Source organism: Flavobacterium crocinum, assembly GCF_003122385.1.
Classification (GTDB): Bacteria; Bacteroidota; Bacteroidia; order Flavobacteriales; family Flavobacteriaceae; genus Flavobacterium; species Flavobacterium crocinum.
The window spans coordinates 2372527-2396893 of the sequence record NZ_CP029255.1; the positions used below are offsets into that span (position 1 = coordinate 2372527).

Genomic DNA, 24367 nt, shown 5'->3' on the forward strand with positions numbered 1-24367 from the left:
AAACATGTTTAAAAGAAGCAGATTAGGTAGTGCATTGGTCAGCGCAGTCATTTTAATGAGTGCTTCTTCATCGTGTAAAAAAATTTCGCAAAAATCACAATCGGTTGTGTATTCCGATTATGCTGTTTTTGACTGGTTTGATTACCAAGGAAATGACAATGCGTATCAAAATTCGACGAAATCTGAAAACGAATATCTGAATCCGATTTTGGCGGGATTTTATCCAGATCCAACTATTTGTAGTGCAGAGGGAAAATTTTATTTAGTAAACTCTTCTTTTTGCTATTTTCCAGGGCTTCCTATTTTTGAAAGTACAGATTTAGTAAACTGGAAACAGATTGGAAATATTATAAACCGTCGTGAACAAGTCGATTTTGGTAATTCTCGTTTGTCAGGCGGAATGTACGCGCCAACAATTCGATACAATAAAGGCATTTTTTATGTGATTTGTACCAATGTCAGCGGAGTGGGTAATTTTATTGTTACGGCTAAAAATCCGTCTGGACCTTGGTCAAATCCGATTACGCTTCCAGAAGTTAACGGAATTGATCCGGATATTTTCTTCGATGAAGACGGAAAAGTGTATATCACACATAACGGGCCTCCGCCTAATAATGTTTCGGTTCATGATGGTCATCGTGCCATTTATATGCTGGAATACGATTTGGAAAAACAAAAAACCACAACAGCTCCCAAATTGGTTATTAACGGCGGAACCGATATGGCGATAAAACCAGTCTGGATTGAAGGTCCGCATGTGATTAAAAAAAACGGATTTTATTATCTGATTTGTGCTCAGGGCGGAACAGGTTTTAATCATTCAGAAGTGGTTTTTAGGAGTAAAAATGTTTACGGCCCTTATGAAAGTTATGCCCATAATCCGATTTTGACACAGAGACATTTAGACCCAAATCGTAAAAATTTAGTTTCGACAACAGGTCATGCTGATTTTGTTGAATTACCAAATGGTGATTGGTGGTCAGTATTTTTAGGCTGTCGTCCTTACGAAGGCGATTTGTACAATACAGGCAGAGAAACCTTTATGATGCCTGTAGAATGGAAAAACGGCTGGCCGGAAATTATTGGCGGTAATGAAGCCATTCCGATGAAAAATAAGCGTCCGAATCTGACTCTTTCAAAAGAAAAAACAGAACCTAATAATGGTAATTTTGTTTGGAAAGATGATTTTGATTCGAATGAATTGAACTTGAAATGGAATTTCATCAGAACACCTTCTGAAAATTGGTACGAACTGACTAACGGAAAACTTTTAATCCAACCAAGAAAAGAATCGATTCATACTGAAACTAATTTTTCTTTTATAGGAAGAAGACAACAGCATTTAAAATTTGAAGCTTCAGTGAAGTTTGAGTTTACGCCAAAAGATAATTTACAAGTTGCAGGTTTGACTGCTTTTCAAAATGAAAAACATTATTTTTTGGTTGGAAAGCGATTGAATTCAGATGGAAAACAAGAAGTTTTTGTAGAAAGAACTGCTAACAAAATCAATAATGGAAAGTCTGAGATTATTGCTAAAAAAGAGCTTTTGGATGTTGATAAAGCATTGTTTGCAAAGATTGAAGGAAACGGAAGAAAGTATAGTTTTTATTATAAAACGAATCAGAATGCAGATTGGGTTTTATTGATTAAAGATGTAGACGGTTCTATTTTGAGTACAAAAGAAGCGGGCGGTTTTGTGGGGACATATTTGGCGATGTATGCATCGAGCGAGCATTTTGCTAGATAAAGTTTTAAGTGAAGTGGTTTCGTTTAGTTTGTCATCCTGACGAAGGAAGGATCACACTAGAAACTCCGCACAGAATGTCGCCAATCTTTGTCGATTCCCGAGTGTGATCCTTCCTTCGTCAGGATGACAAAACTGAGAGTGAACTCTTAGCGTTCTTTGCGTAAACCTTTGCGAACTTTGCGGTTAAATCACTTTATGTAGCTACTATTGTGATTTTTCCTTTTAAATGGAAATGACAAGACTGTGTCTTTTGAAACCGTTTTGCGTGAGGGATAGTAGTGGAAAGCCCACAGCCGTGAGGAACGAACAGGCGAGGACTTGCAACGGATAGCCCGACCCGGAGGGACACGCCCAAATTATTAAAAAATAGAATTTTAAAAACTTAACATAATTAATACAAAAAACAATTTTTTATAAAAGAATTTTATCTACTTTAGCATAACAGAACGGAACAGAACGGTATGCCAAAAGAAGAAGAAAAATTTGAGTTTATAATGAATCACGAAAGTGATATTCCGAAGTATCAGCAGTTGGTTGACGGAATCACAAATTCGATTGCAGAGAATATTTTGCAAAAGGGAGATTTGCTTCCGTCTGTGAATGTGATCTGCAAGACGTATCAGCTTTCGAGAGATACGGTTTTTAAGGCGTATTCGATTTTAAAAGAGCAGAAAGTGATTGATTCTGTGCCGAATAAAGGCTATTATGTAGCGGGCGAAACCAGAAAAGTACTTTTAGTTTTAGATACGTTTAAGGCTTATAAAGAGGTTTTGTACCATTCGGTTGTGAATAATCTGCCCGATAATGTGATTATTGACGTACAGTTTCACCATTATAATATTGATGTTTTTAAAACGATTATCAATAACGGAATTGGGAAGTACTATAAATATGTGGTGATGAATTTTGATCACCGGGATATTGCTCCGGCATTGTCGGCAATTGCCAGCGACAAATTGCTTTTGATTGACTGGAATATTCAGGCAGATAAAGCCAATAATTATGTGTTTCAGGATTTTGGGAAGGCGTTTTATGAGTCTTTGACAGAAGCGGTGGATTTGTTTAAAAAGTATAAAAAGATACAACTTATATATCCTGATTTTACTAATCATCCGTGGGAAACAGTGGATTTTTTCAAGAAATTTTGTGCCGATTTTGGTTTTGAATACGAAGTGATTACAGATCCAAAGAAGTTCAATATCGAAAAAGGAATTGCCTATATAAGTGTAAGCGACAGGATTTTAGGTCACTTTTTGGAGCAGTGCAAAGAGAAAGATTACGAACCGGGAAAAGATGTTGGATTTTTATCATATAACGAAACCCCGATGAAGAAATTTATATACAAAGGAATTTCGGTTGTTTCAACTGATTTTAAAGAAATAGGAACCAAAGCGGCGGCATTTATCACACATGACGAAGAAACGAAGTGTTATGTGCCGACAAAATTAATAATAAGAGAATCATTGTAAGTATGTATTATATCGGATATGATATTGGAAGTTCTTCTGTGAAAGCAGCAATTGTTGAAGCAGAAACGGGTAAAAAAGTGATCGTTTTGAATGAACCTCAGAACGAGATGGAAATCCTTTCGATTCACCCAGACTGGGCGGAACAAGATCCCGAAATGTGGTGGCAGTACATTTGTACAGCAACGAAAAGAGCCATTAAAGAAGCGAATATTGATGCGTCTAAAATTCAGGGAATTGGTATTTCGTACCAAATGCATGGATTAGTAATTGTTGACAAAGATAACGCTCCGTTACGAAATTCTATTATTTGGTGTGACAGCCGTGCGGTTGAAATTGGGAATACCGCTTTCGCTGAAATTGGAGAACAAAAATGTATGGAGCATTTATTGAATTCTCCAGGAAATTTCACGGCTTCAAAACTGAAATGGGTAAAAGAAAATGAACCAGCAGTTTACAATAAAACTGCTAAATACATGCTTCCGGGAGATTATATCGCTTTGAAATTGACAGGCGAAGTAACGACTACCAAAAATGGCTTGTCTGAAGGAATGCTTTGGGATTATAAAGAAAATAAAGTAGCCGACTGGCTTTTGGAATATTACGGAATTGATACCGCATTGACTCCAAAAATTGTGGAAAACTTTACAAACCAAGGAGTTGTAACTGAAAAAGCTTCACAAGAATCAGGTCTTCCAGCTGGAATTCCGATTGTGTACAGAGCAGGAGATCAGCCTAATAATGCTTTGTCGTTGAATGTACTTCGTTCGGGAGAAGTTGCAGCAACGGGCGGTACATCTGGTGTTTTCTATGCTGTTACAGAAACAAACTCAGGAAAAAGTACTCGTGTAAACAACTTCGTTCATGTAAATTATACAGAATCAAATCCGAGAGTTGGAAAATTACTGAATATAAACGGTGCGGGAATTCAATACCGATGGATGCGAAACAATATCGGAAATGAGTCGTATGAAGAAATGAATGAAAAAGCATCTCAGATCAATGTAGGCTCACAAGGTTTGGTTGTCATTCCGTTTGGAAATGGCGCTGAAAGAATGTTCAATAATAAAAATATTGGATCTCATATTTTAAACCTGAATTTTAATATTCATACCAACGCGCATTTGTTTAGAGCATCTTTGGAAGCAATTGCATTTTCTTTTGTGTACGGAATGGAATGTCTGAAAGATGATCATGCAACGATTAATGTAATCAGAGCTGGAAATGATAATTTATTCCGTTCTGAAATTTTCTCTAATACAGTGGCAACATTAATAGGGCATGAAATCGAAATTTACAATACAACCGGAGCAGTAGGAGCAGCAAGAGCGGTAGGCTTGACAGATGGTGACTTTGAAAAATTTGGTTCAGGAATTACAACAAACGATCACGTAATGACCTTTTTACCTCTAAAAAATAAAGAGGAATACGAGACGGCTTATCAAAAATGGAAAAAAGAATTAGAATTAATATTAACAAATAAATAAAAAGATAAAATGATAGTTTTAGGAGATAAAGAATACTACAAAGGTATTGGCCAAATTAAGTTTGAAGGAAAAGAGTCTGACAATCCTTTGGCGTTTAAATATTACAATCCGGACCAAGTTGTAGCAGGAAAAACAATGCGTGAGCACTTTAAATTTGCTATTGCTTACTGGCATACTTTCTGCGGACAAGGAAGCGATCCATTCGGACCAGGAACACAGCAGTTTGCTTGGGATGCTTCATCAGATCCGTATCAGGCAGCAAAAGATAAGGCAGATGCTGCTTTTGAATTCATCAGCAAAATGGGATTCGATTATTTCTGTTTCCACGATTACGATTTGATCGCCGAAGGAGCAACTTTTGCAGAATCAGAAAAACGTTTGGCTTTTATTACAGATTATTTAAAACAGAAAAAAGCAGACTCTGGAATTAAATTACTTTGGGGAACTTCAAACTGTTTCTCGAACCCAAGATTCATGAACGGAGCCGCTACAAATCCTGATTTTAATGTAGTAGCAAGAGCGGGTGGACAAGTAAAATTAGCACTTGACGCAACAATCGCTTTAGGTGGAGAAAACTACGTATTCTGGGGTGGTAGAGAAGGTTATATGTCTTTACTAAACACTGATATGGGAAGAGAATTAGACCACATGGCGCAATTCTTAGCAATGTCTAGAGACTATGCAAGAGCTCAAGGTTTTAAAGGAACTTTCTTCATCGAGCCAAAACCAATGGAGCCATCAAAACACCAATACGATTTTGACTCGGCTACAGCGATCGGATTCTTGAAAAATTATGGTTTAGACAAAGATTTCAAAATCAATATTGAGGTTAACCACGCTACATTGGCACAACACACTTTCCAACACGAATTAGAAGTGGCTGCAAAAGCTGGAATGCTAGGAAGTATCGATGCTAACAGAGGAGATTACCAAAACGGATGGGATACAGACCAGTTCCCAAATAACATTCAGGAAACTACTGAAGCGATGTTGGTTTTCTTAAAAGCTGGCGGATTGCAAGGCGGAGGAGTTAACTTTGATGCTAAAATCAGAAGAAACTCAACAGACTTAGAAGATGTTTTCTTAGCACATATTGGCGGAGCTGATACTTTTGCAAGAGCTTTATTGACTGCAGATAAAATCATCACTTCTTCTCCTTATGAGAAATTAAGAAAAGAAAGATACAGCTCTTTCGATTCTGGAAAAGGAAAAGATTTTGCTGATGGAAAATTAAACTTGAAAGATCTTTATACTATCGCTCACGAAAATGGAGAATTAAATCTTCAAAGCGGTAAACAAGAATTGTTTGAAAATATCATCAACCAATATATTTAATTGGTAAAATTACATAATTAAACCTAACAGGTTTTCAAAACCTGTTAGGTTTGTTTCTACAAAATATTTAGTGAGAGAAAAAAATCTAAAAGAGATTAAAATTTTAAATATGATAGCTATAAAACGTTAATATGTTTAAAGAATAATTTTTAGATAAAAAGCTTTGAAAATGTGTATTAAGATTATGGCTTTTTGCTTTGAGATTTAAGAAAAACAGATTGAAGGTTTAGTTACTGTTTTTTGAAAATCAAAACGAATAAAAAGTCAGTTTGATAAAATAATAAGTGAGTATTTTTTATTGAAGGTTTTTTGAAGAGCAGAATCAATCGAAATGCACATTTTTCACTCGCTAGAACACACTGAGAACTTTGTCAATGTTTTAAACTTTGACAAAGTTTTTTTTACGCAAAAATACTTTTAACTTAAACCAAAACTTATGAAATTTTTTATTGACACTGCCAATCTTCAGGACATTGAAGAAGCGCAGGCTTTAGGCGTTTTAGACGGCGTAACCACCAATCCGTCTTTGATGGCAAAAGAAGGCATTACAGGAAAACAAAACATCCTAAATCATTATTTAGCTATTTGTAATATCGTTGAAGGCGATGTTTCGGCTGAGGTAATCTCGACTGACTTTGAAGGAATGGTTAGAGAAGGAGAAGAGCTGGCAGCTTTACATCCTCAAATTGTAGTGAAACTGCCCATGATTGGCGACGGTGTAAAAGCCTGTAAATATTTTTCTTCAAAAGGAATCCGTACCAATGTAACTTTAGTGTTTTCTGCGGGACAAGCTTTACTTGCTGCCAAAGCTGGAGCGACTTATGTTTCGCCATTTTTAGGAAGATTAGACGACGTTTCTACAGACGGAATGCACTTAATTTCTGAAATCAGAGAAATCTATGATAATTATGGTTATCAGACACAAATTCTTTCAGCATCAGTAAGACATACGATGCATATTATTAACTGTGCCAAAATTGGTTCAGATATTATGACTGGACCTTTATCGGCAATCAAAGGTTTGTTGAAACATCCGTTGACCGATATTGGTTTGAAACAATTTGTTGAAGATGCTAAAAAGATGAATTTATAAATTTCTTTGATTCATTTTCTACTATTTTTTGAATCCCCTCCAACTGAATTTGGAGGGGATTTTTTTTGAAATAAAAGCAACCGATTGTTTGTTTTATGCTTTTGTAAGAAATATATTGTTTAGTTGTCAATTGTTTGATTAGTAGTTGATAAGCGAATAAAAGCCTTGTTTTATAAGGGCTGGATAAGGATTTAGTCTCAAACTCATTTTTACAAGTTTACTACAACGTTTTAGTGATTTTTGGTAAAATATTAAAATTTAACTTTTTATGTTTTTTTTAAGATTTAGAACTAAATCATTTATTATCTCTAACGTTTTCGTTGTATTAATTATGGTTTTTAATAATTATTCAATGTTTTAATAGTATATGCAAAAAATATGTTTTTTTAAAGAGGTATTTTTTTTAAAATGACAAAAAAAATTAACGCAACCGATTGTGTGTTGTTGTTTTTTGCATATATTTGTTTTGACTATAAGTTGTTTTTGTTTGATCTTTTAATATAAAAAAACAAATTATAGGTCAATTAAAATTAAACTAACTAAACCATACTTATTAACTCATTAAACCAATTATTTATGACTAACTTTTTAATTACTAAAAGCAGATCTAAATACTTTAAGAATTTGGGATTCTTAATCCTGATGCTGGTATTTTCTGCCGCGGTAAATGCGCAAACTACTGTTTCGGGTACTGTATCTGATGGTAGTGGACCAATACCAGGTGTGAATATTATTGTAAAAGGAACCAAAACGACTACTGTGTCTAATTTTGATGGAACTTACTCCATAACCGGAGTTCCGGCTAATGCTACTTTATCTTTCAGTTTTATAGGTTATAAAACCAAAGAGATCGCTGTTGCTAATAAAAATAAAATTGATATTACACTGGAAGAAGATTTGAACAGCTTACAAGAAGTTGTGGTTATCGGTTATGGTACAGCAAAAAGAGGCGATTTAACAGGTGCAATTTCTTCTGTAAATAGCGTTGCAATAGCACAATCTGTACCAACTACTCTTGATCAGGTATTACAAGGTCGTGTTGCAGGGGTTAATATTCAGGCAAATAATGGAGCTCCGGGTTCCAGTTCGTCTGTTCGTATTCGTGGTATCAGTTCTATCTCGGGAGGTAATGAGCCAATTTATGTAATTGATGGAGTAGTAATTGATGGAAATACAGGTTCAAATAATACTAACCCATTAGCAGGTATTAATCCTGCAGATGTCGCATCGGTAGATATTCTGAAAGATGCCTCAGCTACAGCTATTTACGGTTCCAGAGCGGGTAGTGGTGTTATTATTATTACCACAAAGGCGGGTAGAAAAGGGGAACTTACTATGAATTTTGATAGTTATGTAGGATGGCAGGAAATACCAAAACAGCTTCAGGTACTAAATTTAAGAGAATACGGAACGTTGAAAAACACCCGTTCAGATTTAGGAATTGTACAAAGAGATCCTTATTTTATTCGTCCTGATTTATTAGGAGAAGGAACAAACTGGCAGGATGAGTTGTTTACAACTGCCATGATGCAGAGTTATAATTTATCAGGATCAGGAGGTTCTGATACAACTACATATGCATTTGGTATGGGATATCTGGATCAGGAAGGGGTAGCGATTGGATCAGGATTTAATCGTGTAAATCTTAGAGGAGTAATTGATTCGCAGGTAAAAAGCTTTTTAAAAGTTGGAGTAAATCTTGCTGTCTACAAAACCAATCAGACCAATACTTTTTCTGATGGAGCTTTAATACTAACAGCTTTAAAACAAACACCTAATGTAGCAGCACGTAATGCAGACGGAACTTTTGATGGCCCTGATACTACAGAATTTGTACAGAATAACCCATTAGGTCTTGCTTTAATGAGAGACAACTACAATAAAAATTATGGTATAAGAGGAAATGTTTATGCTGAAATCTCTTTCTCTAAGGATTTAAAGCTTAAAACAAACTATTCAATAGACTATAATTTTGGAAATAACTATACTTTTAATCCATCTTATACTTTTGGAGCACTTGTAAACGAAGTAAGAGAAGGAAGCAGAACAAAATCACTTAGTGACAACTGGATCTGGACTAATACATTAACTTATAATAAAACTTTTGGAAAACACGCTGTTACTGCTTTGGCAGCTCAGGAATATGTAGAAAAAAACAACGATAACTTGTACGGATATCGTTCTGGTTACATTACAAATGGAGCTACAGATTTAAATGCCGGGGATTCTACTACGGCCAGAAATTCAAATGGAAGTTTTACCGGAGCTCTTAGTTCGTACTTTGGAAGAGTATTTTATTCTTTTGATGATAAGTATTTGTTGACCGGGACTTTAAGATATGATGGTTCTTCTCAGTTTGCTGAGGAAAATCGTTGGGATTGGTTTCCATCAGCGGCCTTTGCCTGGAAAGTTTCAAATGAAAGCTTTTTAAAAGAAAATAAGACGATCAACAATTTGAAATTAAGATTAGGATGGGGACTTGTTGGAAATCAGAATGTTCAATACGCTTATCCTTATACCTCAATTTATGGGACATCTGCAACCAATTGGGGAAGCGGACAAATTGCAACCAATACCGCTAATCCGGATCTGAGATGGGAAAAAACAAAATCGACCAATTTGGGACTTGATTTGGGCTTGTTTGATAATAGAATTGAATTAATTGCTGATGTTTACTACAAGAAAACAGATGGATTACTACTTCCTTTATCACTCCCGGCTTATGCAGGGACAACAGGTCAGGGATCTACCACTCCGCCTATATTTAATATTGGTTCTATTGAAAACAAGGGACTTGAGTTAAGCCTGAATACCATCAATATGGAAAGACCTGATTTTGTCTGGAAGTCTAATTTTACTTTCTCTCTTAACAGAAGTAAAGTTTTAGCACTTAATTCAGAAGCAGGAGTTTATGATCAGACAGTTCAGCAGGGATCGGATGTTACTGTTGTAACCCGTACAGCTGTTGGACAACCAATAGGACAGTTTTATGGTTATAAAGTAATTGGACGTTTTGAGAAAGCTACCGATTTTTATTATAAAGATAAAGACGGCGTGGTAAAACCAACTGCTTTACCTGAAGGAATGGCAATTGGAGAAAATGGAGTATGGATAGGAGACTATATTTTTGATGATAAAAATAAAGATGGGGTTATCAACGAAAAAGATTTGAGTTTTATTGGAAACCCGGAACCAAAATTTGTTTTTGGAGTAGGTAATACTTTTTCATTCAAAGGTTTTGATGTCAATATTTTTCTAACAGGATCTTACGGGAATGAAGTGCTGAATTATCAAAGAAGATGGTTGGAAAACCCTCGTGAAAATACCAATTTATTAAAATCAGCTTTAGGATACGCACAATTAGAATTAATTGATCCGACAGGACCAAATGATTATCGTAATGTTCAGATTGTTGGAGGTGATCCTTACATGCCTAGAATTGGAGCTTCATCTGCTTCATCTGCCTCTAATTATCGCTTGAGTAACCGATTTGTTGAAGACGGATCTTACGTAAGAATAAAAAATATTTCTATTGGATATAATCTGCCTAAGAACTTGTATTCAAAATATGGTATTTCGAATGTAAAAGTATACACTAATACACAAAATGTACTGACATTCACCAAATACAAAGGATATGATCCTGAAGTAGGTGCTGCAAATCAAAATAATCTTTTAAACGGTGTTGATAATGGACGTTACCCGTCACCAATAATCACTACACTTGGATTAACCATTAATTTCTAAAATTTTCCAGACAATGAAAACAAGAAAAATATTTTATACGGCTCTAATCATTGCATTGCCATTTGTTTATACCAGTTGCAGCGATATTTTAGATGTTGAACCAAACGATAGAATTACCAAAGAAAATTTCTATAAAAGTGAATCTGATTTTCAGGCCGCAACAGGACCATTGTATAATGTGGTGTGGTTTGATTTTAATGATAAATTCTATTATGGATTAGGAGATGGACGTTCTGCGAATATGTATGCTCCTTTCTCAGATTATGTATATCCGTTTACCGATTTAACAGAAACGGGATTAACCGGACCGTTGGTTTCTGCCTGGGGATCTTTGTATAATGTAGTACAACAATCTAATAACGTAATTATTGGAATCTCCGGAAGTCCGTTAAACGATGCTATTAAAAACAGATATATGGCAGAAGCTCGTTTTATGAGAGGAACGGCATACTGGTATTTGGCTTCATTATGGGGGGATGTTATTATTTCAACAGATCCAAGCGCATTAGTAAAAAATCCAATTGTCAACAAAAATCCATTAAAAGATGTTTATGAATTTGCAATTCGTGATTTAGAATTTGCAGCTAAATATCTTCCCGAAACTGCAGGACAGTCTGGCCGTTTAACAAGATACAGCGCATTTGGAATGCTTTCCCGAGTTTATTTATCATTTTCAGGAGTTAGCGATAATCCGAACAGTGGAACACGCAGTCAGGAATATCTTGATTTAGCAAAGAAAGCTGCTGAAAAAGTAATAAGTTCAGGTCCTTACAGCCTGATGGCAAATTATGAAGATTTATTCATGATTGAGAATAATAACAATTCAGAGTCTATGTTTGCTCTTCAATGGGTTCCAAACGGAGTTTATGGAGTAAATAATACACAGCAGGCCTATTTTGCCTTAGGCTCTGATATTACCGGAGACGATGCTGCCTGGGGTTACTGGACAAGAGCATCGTATGATGTTTTAAAAGAATACGAATCAAAAGATCTTCGCCGAAGAGCTACATGGATGGCTGATGATGATTTTTATCCAGAAATTAATAAATCCAACGGTGGCTATACAGTAAATCACAGCAAAGAATTTGTGAACATAAAAAAAGGAGTTGTGGGGTCTACTAAAGACAATTCGAAAATTACCCGTATGAATTCTGCTTTGAATACCAATATGTTGCGTTTGGCCGAAGTTTATCTAAATTATGCAGAAGCTGCCTTAGGAAACAATACTTCTACTTCTGATGCGATGGCTTTAGAGGGCGTAAACAAATTACGAACACGTGCAGGTCTTACGCCAAAAACAACTTTAACTTATGCAGATATTATACACGAAAGAAGAGTAGAATTGGCTATGGAAGGTCAATACTGGTATGATTTGGTAAGAAGAGCGTATTACAAACAGCAGGAAGTGATTAATTATATAACAGGACAAGACAGAGGTACAGTTCAGCCTATTCTTTATGATGCTGCAACGAATACAGTTTCCATAGACCCAGCAAGAAGCAGCAGTCCACGTGCCATTGGTGTTATCGATGCGACAATTTTCCTTCTTCCTTATCCAGAATCTGAGTTAGTTCAGAATCCGTTGTTGAGAGAAAATCCAGTTCCGTATCAGTTTACGGAAGAGAAAATTAAAGACTTATTCTAGTTTCAGAACTAAAAAATTAAAAGATATAAATATGAAATATATTTTAAACAAAAAGTATTGGGCTTCCATCGCATTACTTGGAATGATGTTTTTCGGCATGTTGTTTACATCATGTGACAATAACGATTCTCAAGGAGGCTCGATGACAATAACGAGAGTGTTTTTAGAAGATATAAATTCAACTGTGCCGGACAGAGAAGTAAGCTTTGCTCGTTTGGGTCAGCTCTTACGTATTGAAGGTTCTGGTTTTTCAGGTTTGAGAAAGGTTTATATTAACGGATATTCAACTTATTTTAATGTAGTTTTTGTATCCGATAATTCTATGCTGGTAAGTGTATCAGCAGATACTCCAATTTCAGACGCAGATCCTTCAGTAAGAAATACAATTCGTTTTGTAAACGATTCTCATGAAGTAATATTTCCTTTTCAGATTCGTGCAGGAAAACCAGTAATTTCTAGTATTTCTAACACGATGCCAAATCCAGGTGAAACAATTAGTGTGGCTGGAGCTGGTTTAACAGAAGTAAGTAAAGTAGTTTTTCCAGGAAATGTTGAAGTGACTTCTGGAATTACTTCAGATGAAGATGGTGAATTATTTACAGTTGTTGTTCCAAGTGGTATTTCAGATTTAGGAGGTTCAATTTATGCAGAAACATCAAACGGAGGAGTTTATTCTCCAGCTTATTTTAATTTCAAAAAAGGAATATTGCTAAATTTTGACGGACAAGGTTCTCATGGATACTGGGGAACTTCAACCAGTATGATTCAGCCGGCAGATTTAGAATCAGCTGCTATTGGAACAGGAAATACTTCTCAGGGAAAATATGTACCTCATCGTCCGGCTCGTATTGCTTCTTTTGATGCTGCAAAAAATCGTTGTTCAGAAGTTTGGACAGCAGGAAATGGAGTAGACAACTGGAGAGCACAATTAACACCTTATATTCCGGCAACGACACCTTTGGATAAAGTTGCATTTCAATTTGATATTTTAGTTCCAGAAATTTGGGCTCAGTCAGGTTTCTTGAAAATCTGTATGATTAATAATTTTAACGGTGGAGAATGGGCTGGAGCTTGTTACAACTATGTTCCTTGGATTGTAGATGGAAAAGCAGTAGGCGTACAAACAACGAGATGGATTACTGTTACAATTCCATTAAATAAGTTCTACGCGTGGTCTAAAGAAGCCTTTACTTTCGAAACGGTTTTAGCTTATCGTGAAGCGGCGACCTATCAAAACTTTGGAATTTATTTCGAAAATTCTGATGTAAAACTATCCAATGTTACAGGAAATGCCAGTGAAGTAGAATTCCCATCAAAAGCAACTTCAGTAAAAGTGTACACAGATAACTGGAGAATTGTACCATTAGATACACCAGTTTACAATGATTTTAACTAACAAAAACCACAAAATGAAATCTAAATATATCATACCAATAATCGCTTCATCGCTAATGATTTTATCATCATGTGATGATAATTTGATGGAGTGGGGAAAAGACCCGGAACACGGAGCAGTAACAGGAGCTGAACTTCCATTAGCTTTAGTAGAAAAAATCAGCCGTTATGAACCATTAAAAAACTATTCCGATTTTCCTTTAGGAAACGGAATCGGAATTAGTTTATACATGAGCGATGCTGCCTATAGAAAAATTGTAAATGAAAATTTTGACGAAGTTACACCAGGTTATGAAATGAAACACGGTGCGATGGTAAACTCAAAAGGAGAGATAAATTTTACCAATGTAGATGCCTTTATAGCGGCCACAAAAAGCGCAGGATTAAGTGTTTTTGGTCATACTTTAATCTGGCATTCGAACCAAAATGCAAGTTATTTAAATGGTATTATTGCCCCAACCGTAATTCCGGGTTCAAGCGGAACAAATATTCTGGATTTAGCATCGATTAAAGATGGTTCCTTTACGGGCTGGGCAAGAAATAATCCAGGAAAAGGAATTACAACCGTTGCTAATTCAGGTTTAACTAGTACATCAGCAGCAATTCAGCTGGCATCTAGTGCTTCATCTTCTGCAGCTTACAGTTTGCAGTTGACATCACCAAATGTGCCAATTGTGACAGGACATAATTACGAGATTTCATTTTATATCAAATCTGATGTTGCAGGTAAAGGACGTATTTCATTTAATACTTCTTTAACCAATCAATATCCATATAAAGACTGGTTCGCAACTGGTGGTAGCTGGACAGAAGCTTTTGCAACAACATCTTCGTGGCAGCAGGTAAAAATTAAATTAGCTCCGGGCGATTTTAAAGCAGGAAGTACTACTTTTCAATTTAATTTAGATTTAGGATATCTTCCAAACGTAACCTATTTAATTGATGCAAATACTCTTGCAGTTGTGGATCTTGATGCCGCTACAGGACCTGTTAATTTAGTTTCTAACGGAAATTTCAATTCTGGAATCACCGGATGGACTAAAGCTAATGGAGCCGCAGATGCTTTAAGTGCAGGAACAGGAGCTTCAAATGTTTATGAGGGAAGCGGATCAATGAAAGTAGTAAACGCAACATCTGATGCTTCAAACCAATGGAAAACTCAGATCCAGACTACTTTTACTTCAGCATTGGTAGCAGGAAAAAGCTATACTATTTCTTATATGATTCGATCTGAAGCTAATGGATCTGTAAGATGTTCTACTACACCATCATCATTAGCAAGTTATCAGGGAGATCAGACAACTACTACTACATGGAAACAAATAGAATGGAAAATCACGGCGAAAGGTGGTGAAACAGGTTTTGGTTTTGATTTAGGAGGGGCTGCAGGAACTTATTATATCGACAATGTTTTAGTTACGGATGGATCCTCTTCAGGAAGTGGACCTACTGCACCAGTTACAATTGACAAAACAGATGCTGAGAAAACCAAAATTATTGGCGATGCCATGACCGATTGGATTTCTAAAATGATGACACATTACAAAACAAGTGTTTTCTCCTGGGATGTTGTAAATGAACCAATGAAAGAAGACGGAACTTTAAGAAATGGAAGTGAAGGCGATACAGCTTCAGATTATTTCTCTTGGGTGAAATATCTTGGAAAAGATTATGCTGTAAAAGCATTCAAATTGGCTCGTCAATACGGAAATGCGACTGATAAACTTTTCATTAACGATTACAATTTAGAATCCAGATTAGATAAATGTGATGGATTAATCGAATACGTAAAATATATCGAAAGCCAGGGAGCTAAGGTTGATGGAATTGGTACACAAATGCACATTGGTTTAACAACAGATAAAGATAAAATTGTTCAGATGTTCCAAAAATTGGCTGCATCAGGAAAATTGATTAAAATTTCTGAATTAGACGTAAGGTTAGGAACTGCAACACCAACTGTAGCACAACAAGCTTCGCAGGCAGAAATGTATCAATACGTAATCGATATGTATAAAAAATACATTCCTGCAGCACAGCAATACGGAATCACGATTTGGGGTGTTTCTGATAATGCTAAAGAGCACGAATACTGGCTTCCAAATGAATCTCCAAACCTTTGGGATGCCAATTACGTTCGTAAACATGCATATAAAGGAGCTGCTGATGGTCTTGCTGGAAAAGACGTAAGTAAAGATTTTTCAGGAGAATTAGTTAAGTAATTTTTAAGTTAGTTTTAATCCATAATGTGAACCGTAAAAAGTTTATATTATGGATTATTTATTTTTTAATTTTTTAAAAGAATTAGAATGTTCCAATTTTCCCAAAATACAGCTCTGATACTATTTTTTGTTCTCACACAATTTGGTTTTTCTCAAGAGAAAATACCTCATCTGCAGCAAAAAGGAAATAAAACGCAGCTCATTGTCAATAATAAACCTTTTATAATACGAGGTGGAGAATTAGGGAATTCTTCTGCCACGAGTATGGAAAGCATGGAAACCATTTGGCCCAAATTGGTTGATATGAATCTCAACACTGTTTTAACACCAATATATTGGGAACTTATAGAACCAGAAGAAGGGAAATTTGATTTTGCTTTGGTTGATGATCTGATTTTGAGAGCCAGAAAAGAAAATTTAAAATTGGTCTTCTTGTGGTTTGGATCATGGAAAAACAGTATGTCGAGTCATGCGCCAGCTTGGGTAAAATTAAACCAGAAAAAATATCCTAGAGTTAAAGATGATAAAGATAAAAGTCATGAAATTTTAACACCTTTCAGCGAAAATAATCTGCAAGCCGATTTGAATGCTTTCAAAAAATTAATGGCACACATTAAAGATTTCGACCAAAAAGAACAAACCGTAATCATGATTCAGGTTGAGAACGAAATCGGAATGTTGCCAACGGCACGTGATTATCATTCTTTAGCCAATGAAGCTTTCAAAAAAGAAGTGCCAAAAGAATTGATTCAATATTTACAGAAAAACAAAGAAAAACTGGTTCCAGAATTTTTGGAAATCTGGAAGAAAAACGGATTCAAAACTGCTGGAAATTGGGAAGACATTTTTGGAAAAGGATTGCACACAGATGAAATTTTTATGGCCTGGTATTTTTCAAAATTCACCAATACAGTTGCCAAAGCAGGAAAAGACGTTTACCAAATTCCGATGTTTGTCAATGCAGCTCTGAACGCACCTGAGAAAAAACCGGGACAATATCCAAGCGCTGGACCACTTCCACACATAATGGACGTTTGGAAAGCTGCAGGAAATGCAATTGATTTTCTAGCCCCCGATTTTTATAATCCGTCTTTCAAACAATGGAACGATTTATTTACCAGACAAGGCGATCCGTTATTTATTCCCGAGCATCGTTTTGATGAAACTGCTCCTTTTAAAGGATTATATGCAATCGGACATTATGAAGCGATTGGTTTTTCACCATTTTCTATAGAATCAGTTGCCGATGCGAAAAAAGAGCCTTTAGGAAAAATATATGATTTGGTACAACAATTAACTCCAACGATTGAAGCGTATAAAGGACAGGGAAAAATAGATGGTGTTTTATTAGACAAGGAAAATAATACGCAGATAATTAAAAAAGGAGATTATGAATTCACCTTTAAGCATGATTATACCCTAAATTGGTCTGATGGAGCAAAAGCTGAGGTTTGGCCAACGTCAAGTGCCATTATTATTGAAATTGCAAAAGACGAATTTTATATTTCGGGCTCGGGAATTGTGGTCACTTTTAAATCTTTAAAAGAAAATCTAAACGCTGGAATTCTAAAAACCGATCAGGGAAAATTTGAAAATGAAAAATGGAAAACCATCAGGCATTTTAACGGAGATCAAACGCATCAGGGCAGACACTTGAGAATTTCTGTAGGCGATTACGAAATCCAGAAAATAAAATTATATACATATGAATGATTTTTTTTAGCCACGAATTCACGAATTTATCTAATTCTTTCTTTGCGTTTTAATTATCTTCAATTACACAAATTAATTTGAGTAATTGAATTAATCTTAGGCGAAGATTTTTAATAAAAAAATTCGTGAATTCGTGGCAAAAAAAAAAAATCGCAACAAGAAAGACTAAATAGCATGAAAAAAATAATACTACTTACATTTCTAATATCTTTTGGAATCAATGCGCAGATAAAATTGCCACGATTAATAAGCGACGGAATGATTTTACAACGCGATACCAAGACCAATATTTGGGGCTGGGCGTCTGCGAATGAAAATATAGAACTGGATTTTAAAGGAAAAAAATACAAAACCATTACTGCTGAAGACGGAAAATGGACAATCCAGCTTCCATCGCAAAAAGCAGGAGGTCCGTATGAAATGACCTTAAAAGGAAATAATACTGTAGTCCTTAAAAATATTCTTTTTGGAGATGTCTGGCTATGTTCAGGACAATCTAATATGGAACTTTCGATGGACAGACTGAAAGACAAATACAAAGAAGTAATAGCTAAATCTGAGAATTCGAAAATCAGACAATTTTTAGTTCCGGACGAATATTACTTCGAAAAAGAAAGAAACGATTTTTCTTCGGGTTCGTGGGTTGAAGCAAATCCGCAGAACGTTTTACAGTTTACGGGAGTTGGTTATTTTTTTGCTTTAGAAATTTATGAAAAATACAAAGTCCCAATCGGATTAATCAATAGCGCTTTGGGCGGTTCTCCTGCAGAATCTTGGATCAATGAAGAGGGAATTAAAAAGTTTCCGGAATATTATCAGGAATTTTTAAAATTCAAAGATGGGAAACTGGAAAAAGAAATTGATGCAAACGACCGAAAAGTAAGTTCAGATTGGTACAAATTATTAAATGAAACCGATCTTGGATTAAAAAATAAATGGAGAAATTCACTTGTTATCTCCGATTGGAAAACAATGAACATTCCAGGTTATTGGGCGGATGGAGAATTAGGAAATACAAATGGTTCGGTTTGGTTTAAAAAGCAATTTACTTTAGATAAAATTAAAGAAAGTCAGGCGAAAATTATTTTAGGAAGAATTGTCGATGCCGATTCAGTTTTTGTAAACGGAAATTTTGTTGGAACCACTTCATACCAATATCCGCCTCGAATTTATTCTTTCAATGCAAATATTTTAAAAGAAGGAAAAAATGAAATTACCATTCGTGTGATCAATAATTCAGGAAGAGGAGGTTTTGTAACCGATAAACCATACGAATTAATCATTGGCGATAAAACCATTGATTTAAAAGGAAGCTGGAATTATAAATTAGGATCAAAAATGCAACCGCTTCCGGGACAAACTTTCGTGCGCTGGAAACCAGTCGGACTTTATAATGCTATGATTGCACCAATTAAGAATTATCCGCTCAAAGGAGTTTTGTGGTATCAGGGCGAAGCCAATACTAGAAAACCAATGGAATATACTGTTTTAATGGAAACTTTAATAAACACCTGGCGTACAGAATTCAAACAGGAAAAACTTCCTTTTCTGCTTGTTCAGTTACCTAATTTTATGGAATCAAAACCAGAACCTACAGAAAGCAATTGGGCAGTTTTAAGACAACAGCAAAGTGGCGTTCTGGAAGTCCCAAATACAGGGATGGCGGTGGCTATTGATTTAGGAGAATGGAATGATATTCACCCTTTAAACAAATTGGATGTAGGAAAACGATTGGCATTACAAGCTGAAAAATTAGTTTATGGAGAAAAGAAATTAATTGCATCCGGTCCTGTTTTTAAATCATTAGAGAAAAAAGAAGAACAGCTTATTTTGAGTTTCGATACTATTGGAACAGGTTTGATAAGTAAAGGAGGGGATACTTTAAATGGTTTTGCAATTGCCGGTGCCGATGGAAAGTTTGTTTGGGCAAAAGCGACGATTGAAGGTGATAAAGTTATAGTTTGGAATAATGATATTCAGAATCCCGTAAAAGTGCGTTACGCGTGGGCCGATAATCCTTCAAATGCTAATTTGTTCAATAAAGAAGATTTACCTGCTTCGCCTTTTGAAGCGGGATTGAATTAATTTTTTACATCTTTTTTGTCATTTCGACGAAGGAGAAATCACACTAGAAATTCCGCAAGTGATACACCCAATTTTGTCCTCCTGAGGGACGAAGGATCTTCGTTGGTTACTTACGAAACGAAGCTACTTGCGAAGATTCTTCCTTCGTCAAGAATGACAAATTTTATGGATATTGTATGTTAAAACCTATTTCAAATTCTCCATCAGCATTTTCAAAAACGCCTTAACTGCTTTTTTCTCATACACTTCTTTCAGAGAAATCAGCATGGCGGTTCTCGTCATATTTTCTCCTTTTATCGGAATCGCATGAAGATCTTTTTCGTTTTCGATTGTTGTTTTCGTTAAAATTGTATGCCAGTTTCCTGTTTTAATCAGTTCTAGTAAAGTCGGAATATCATTGATTTCAATCGTGACCTTAGGATTGAGATTGTCTTTTTGAAAAGCTTTATTGATAAACTGCGTCGTACTGAAACCGCTAGACGGAAGTGCAAGTGGCAAAGTACTAACCTCATCGAGAGAAATACTTTTTTTATTGGTAAATGGCGTTTCAACAGAAGTAACCAAAGCCATTGGCGATGTAAATAATGCTCTGTATTTAAAATGCGCTTCAGAAGCAATTTCTTCAAAAGTCAGAATCACATCGAGTTCAAAATGATTTAGTTTATGAATCAATTCCTGCGAAGTCCCAAAGACAATTTCGAATTGAATTTTTGGAAATTCAGAACTAAACAAAATCAAAGCTTTGGTAACCACATGACGTAAGGCGTAAGTAACACCGATAGCAATTTTCCCGGTTTCGAGATTATTCAGATCTTTTAAAAGTTCAAATCCGTCAGAAGCTTTATTGACAGACTGCTGGGCGTAAACCGAGAATAAATCTCCGGCTTCTGTAAGTGTAATTCGTTTTCCAATTCTATTAAAAAGTGGCACCTGCAATTCATCTTCCAGTTGTTTAATTTGTTGCGATAAAGTGCTTTGACTGATATGAAGTGCTGTTGCAGCTTCGGTAAAATTCAGTAATTCTTTGGCTTTCAGGAAATATTTAAGCTGTCGAAGTTCCATTTCTAAATCGGTTTTATCGATTGATTTTATCGAAAAATAAGGTTTTACAAATATAGAAATTCTTAAGAACTTTGTAATGTTTCAAAATCAAAGCACAAGAAAATGAAAATTATAGCTTTACAAGAAGGAAATTATATCGCCAATTCTAAAAAAGAATTCCAATTAATTACAGAAGACACAACTGAAAAGGGACTTAAAATGGCCATCCAGCCTTTTGTTGTGATTACAGATAATGACGTCGTATTATTAGATTTTGGTTTAGGATTTATGAATGACGGAGTTCCCTTTATTCATGAAATGCTGAGAAAGAATAATATCGAGCCGGAACAAATTACAAAAGTTTTGGTTTCGCATCTGCATAAAGATCATATTGAAGGAATTGGTTATTTTAATGAAGGTAATTTTGTTTGTAATTTTCCGAATGCTAAAATTTACATTCAGGAACGCGAAATAGATTTTGCTTTAGAACAAATCAATAATCCGTCATATGTTTTTGAAATATTAAATGAGTTGAAAAAATTGCCGAATGTTGAGTTAATGCAGGATGATATAGGCAATATAACAGATGAAATTTTCTACGAAGTTTCGGCTGGACATACTAAATATCATCAGGTTTTCTGGATCAAAGCCAATGATGAAATTGTTTTTTATGGTGCAGACGATTTGCCTCAGAAAATTTACTGGTCAATGCACGTGGCTTATAAAACAGATTTTGATGGAAAACGCGCTATGGAATCCCGCAAAAAATGGGAACAGCAGGCTAAAGACGAAAACTGGAAAGTGCTTTTTTACCACGATATGAAAATACCGGTTTTAGAAGTTTTTGAGGAGAAAATGGAAACAGAATATAGAATATAGAATATAGATGAAAGATTTACAATCTGTGCCGGCTTTAATTATTTACGGTTCATTGGCACCGGGAGAATCCAATCATTCGGTTATGAATCCTATAAAAGGCGATTGGCAAAAAGCTACTATAAAAGGAAAACTGGAAGAAGGTGGCTGGGGTTCATCACTTGGATATAACGGTTTTATTGCGATGCCGGAAAATGAAGCCGAAACGATAAACTGTTATGTTCTTTTCTCAGATGACCTTACTGCTAATTGGGATTATCTGGACGAATTTGAGGGCGACGGTTATACGCGAATCGAAACCGAATATGAACTCGAAACAGGAAAAAAGGGAATAGGGTTTATCTATGCTCTAAAACAATAAGTCAATAAATTCAGATTAATTTACTTAGTCTGAATTTTTTTTTAGCCGAAAACAAAAGAAACAAAACACTTTTCACTTTTTCTTCCAATGAAGTTCTTAAGATCGAAAAGGCTTTAGTGATTTGAGCTTCAACCGTTTTAATAGAAACATCTAAATGCTCGGCGATTTCGATATTGGTCAGACCTTCTTTTTTACTCAGAATAAAAACTTCTTTGCATTTTGGAGGCAGGTTCTGAATTTCTTTATTAACAGCATTTAAAACTCTCTGAAAAGCTTCTGAATCTTCTTCCTGGACAATTCCGTTCAATGCATCGTAATAGGATTTCTCTAATGAAAACAAAGATTGATTTTTTCGATATAAATCGATAAACTCATTATAAGTCAGTTTGTAAAGAAAACTTTTTAAAGAGTGTTCCGGTTTTAATCTCGTACGTTGTTCCCAAACCTTGATAAAAACATTTTGTACAATATCCTCGGCACTGTAAACATTCTTAACCAGACTGTTAGCGTAAACACAAAGTTTATGATGGTAGGTGTCAATTAAATAGGTGTACGCCATTTCATCTCCATTTTGTAGAGATTCAATAAGTATAGTATTATCGTTGTAATCACCCGTTTTCATAGAAACAAATATATAAATTTATAATTTTTACTGCCTAAATCAGACCTTTATTTGCTAAAAATCTTCATTTTTTGTAATTTCTATTTGAAATTTATTACAAATAAAAAACTCAAAAAAGGCAAAGATAAAAATATTTACCCTTTTACTTCTATCAAATTAGTAGAATTTGTTGAGAGAAAAAACTTGTGAAAAATAAAAAAATCAGCAAAATGAAAAAAACTTTATCAAATTGTTAGGGTTTTGTTTTTTTGCTTCGTAATAATATTAAAAACAACTAAAATGACCGTGAAAAAATCAGAACGATTAATCGTGAAATTTATCACAAATCAGGCAAGTCAGGAAGAGATTGAGCAACTAACTGAATGGCTGAAGGAAGATGAGAATCAAATTGTGTTTAAGGATTTTATAAAAACCAATTACGCAATAGATACTGCTATGAATAATTTTGATTCTACTGAAGCGAGAAAACAACTTTCAGAAAGAATCAGAAAAGAAAATAATGTTTTTTATAAAAGAAGATTTACATCGTACTATAAATATGCAGCGATTTTGATTGTGGCTTTGGGCGGATTTTATTTTTATAAAAATTCAGACACTGTAATAACGCATCCAAAACAAAATGTAGTGATTCCCAGAGAAGATGAGATTGTATTACAACTTGGGAACGAATCACAGAATCTTAGGCTAAATGAAGCGAAAAACATAACCGATAAAGACGGAAATGTAATTGGAAGACAGGAAAAAGGCAGGTTGGTTTATAATAAAACCTATTCTGATGGGGCGTTGGTGTACAATACCATCCGAATTCCATACGGGAAAAAGTTTGAAGTACAATTGTCAGATGGATCGTTGGTACATTTAAACGCAGGAACATCTTTACGTTATCCGGTACAGTTTGTTAAGAATCAAAACCGACAAGTCTATCTTTTGGGAGAAGCTTTTTTTGAAGTTGAGAAAGACAAAGAACATCCGTTTAATGTGAATACACAAAATGTAAATATTGAAGTTTTAGGAACTAAGTTCAATGTAGATACATACACCGAAAATATAAGCACAGATGTTGTTTTGGTTGAAGGAAAAGTATCTATGTACAAGGATCAGAAAACAAAAGAAAATCAAGTGTATCTGAAACCCGGAGAAAAAGGCTCAAATGAAAGAGGTAAGTCCAAAATAACAACCGAACAGGTTAATACAGAATATTATACGGCTTGGGTAACAGGTAGTCTCGTGTTTAAAAATGCTTCGTTTGATGATATTATTAAAAAACTGGAACGTCGTTATAATGTGACTTTCATTAACAGAAATAAAACATTGGGAAGAGAAATTTTCAATGCCCGTTTTGATAACGAGCCGATCGAAGTGGTGTTAAAATATTTCAGTGACAGTTATGCGATTGATTACGATATCAACAAAGACAAAATTACTATTAAATAGAGAATAGAATAAAGAAAATAGAATAAAGAAAATAGAAAATAGAGAATAGAAAATAGACTGAAGATTGAAAAATCTAAAATCTAAAATCAGAAATCTAA

The 24367-nt window shown here is 35.0% G+C and carries 16 protein-coding genes; 14 read left to right on the plus strand and 2 right to left on the minus strand.

Going from position 1 to position 24367, the window contains the following annotated elements:
- Positions 1–4 precede the first annotated feature (4 nt).
- From HYN56_RS10820 to HYN56_RS10870, 11 genes are all read left to right on the plus strand, one after another.
- Positions 5–1747, plus strand: a complete 1743-nt coding sequence (locus HYN56_RS10820; RefSeq protein ID WP_109192171.1) for a glycoside hydrolase family 43 protein — start codon at positions 5–7, stop codon at positions 1745–1747.
- 461 nt (positions 1748–2208) lie between these two features.
- Positions 2209–3216 (plus strand): GntR family transcriptional regulator, encoded by a 1008-nt coding sequence (locus HYN56_RS10825; RefSeq protein WP_109192172.1) that lies wholly within the window; start codon positions 2209–2211, stop codon positions 3214–3216.
- A 2-nt stretch (positions 3217–3218) separates the two neighbouring features.
- Positions 3219–4700, plus strand: a complete 1482-nt coding sequence (locus tag HYN56_RS10830) for a xylulokinase (protein ID WP_109192173.1) — start codon at positions 3219–3221, stop codon at positions 4698–4700.
- 9 nt (positions 4701–4709) lie between these two features.
- Positions 4710–6035, plus strand: a complete 1326-nt coding sequence (gene xylA / locus HYN56_RS10835) for a xylose isomerase (protein WP_109192174.1) — start codon at positions 4710–4712, stop codon at positions 6033–6035.
- A gap of 436 nt (positions 6036–6471) precedes the next feature.
- Entirely contained in the window at positions 6472–7128 is a 657-nt protein-coding gene (gene fsa / locus HYN56_RS10840) for a fructose-6-phosphate aldolase (protein WP_109192175.1), read from the plus strand.
- A 576-nt stretch (positions 7129–7704) separates the two neighbouring features.
- Positions 7705–10875 (plus strand): SusC/RagA family TonB-linked outer membrane protein, encoded by a 3171-nt coding sequence (locus tag HYN56_RS10845; RefSeq protein ID WP_109192176.1) that lies wholly within the window; start codon positions 7705–7707, stop codon positions 10873–10875.
- 13 nt (positions 10876–10888) lie between these two features.
- A complete protein-coding gene (locus tag HYN56_RS10850; protein ID WP_109192177.1) occupies positions 10889–12520 on the plus strand; it encodes a RagB/SusD family nutrient uptake outer membrane protein in 1632 nt (543 codons plus the stop codon).
- Between the two features lie 31 nt (positions 12521–12551).
- Positions 12552–13916, plus strand: a complete 1365-nt coding sequence (locus tag HYN56_RS10855; protein ID WP_109192178.1) for a glycan-binding surface protein — start codon at positions 12552–12554, stop codon at positions 13914–13916.
- Between the two features lie 13 nt (positions 13917–13929).
- Positions 13930–16137, plus strand: coding sequence for an endo-1,4-beta-xylanase (locus HYN56_RS10860; protein WP_109194778.1), 2208 nt, complete (start codon positions 13930–13932; stop codon positions 16135–16137).
- 87 nt (positions 16138–16224) lie between these two features.
- The gene (locus HYN56_RS10865) at positions 16225–17850 is read left to right on the plus strand and encodes a GH35 family beta-galactosidase (protein ID WP_109192179.1); all 1626 of its coding nucleotides are present in this window, start codon (positions 16225–16227) and stop codon (positions 17848–17850) included.
- A gap of 174 nt (positions 17851–18024) precedes the next feature.
- On the plus strand, positions 18025–19935 hold the full coding sequence (locus HYN56_RS10870) for a sialate O-acetylesterase (protein WP_109192180.1): 1911 nt from the start codon (positions 18025–18027) through the stop codon (positions 19933–19935).
- 186 nt (positions 19936–20121) lie between these two features.
- On the opposite strand, the gene HYN56_RS10875 is transcribed toward HYN56_RS10870, so the two are convergent.
- Positions 20122–20997: a LysR substrate-binding domain-containing protein gene (locus HYN56_RS10875; RefSeq protein ID WP_109192181.1), complete on the minus strand. Its 876-nt coding sequence runs from the start codon at positions 20995–20997 to the stop codon at positions 20122–20124.
- Between the two features lie 102 nt (positions 20998–21099).
- On the opposite strand from HYN56_RS10875, the gene HYN56_RS10880 reads away from it, so the two are divergent.
- Positions 21100–21855, plus strand: a complete 756-nt coding sequence (locus HYN56_RS10880; RefSeq protein ID WP_109192182.1) for an MBL fold metallo-hydrolase — start codon at positions 21100–21102, stop codon at positions 21853–21855.
- Positions 21856–21862: 7 nt separating this feature from the next.
- Positions 21863–22213 carry a gamma-glutamylcyclotransferase family protein gene (locus tag HYN56_RS10885; RefSeq protein ID WP_109192183.1) on the plus strand — a complete coding sequence of 117 codons (351 nt, stop codon included), beginning with the start codon at positions 21863–21865 and terminating at the stop codon, positions 22211–22213.
- A 10-nt stretch (positions 22214–22223) separates the two neighbouring features.
- Here the strand turns inward: HYN56_RS10885 and HYN56_RS10890 are convergent, their stop codons facing one another.
- Positions 22224–22835: an RNA polymerase sigma factor gene (locus tag HYN56_RS10890; RefSeq protein ID WP_109192184.1), complete on the minus strand. Its 612-nt coding sequence runs from the start codon at positions 22833–22835 to the stop codon at positions 22224–22226.
- Between the two features lie 279 nt (positions 22836–23114).
- Here HYN56_RS10890 and HYN56_RS10895 point away from each other — a divergent pair, with 279 nt between their 5' ends.
- On the plus strand, positions 23115–24269 hold the full coding sequence (locus HYN56_RS10895; protein ID WP_109192185.1) for a FecR family protein: 1155 nt from the start codon (positions 23115–23117) through the stop codon (positions 24267–24269).
- The last annotated feature ends 98 nt before the right edge of the window (positions 24270–24367 follow it).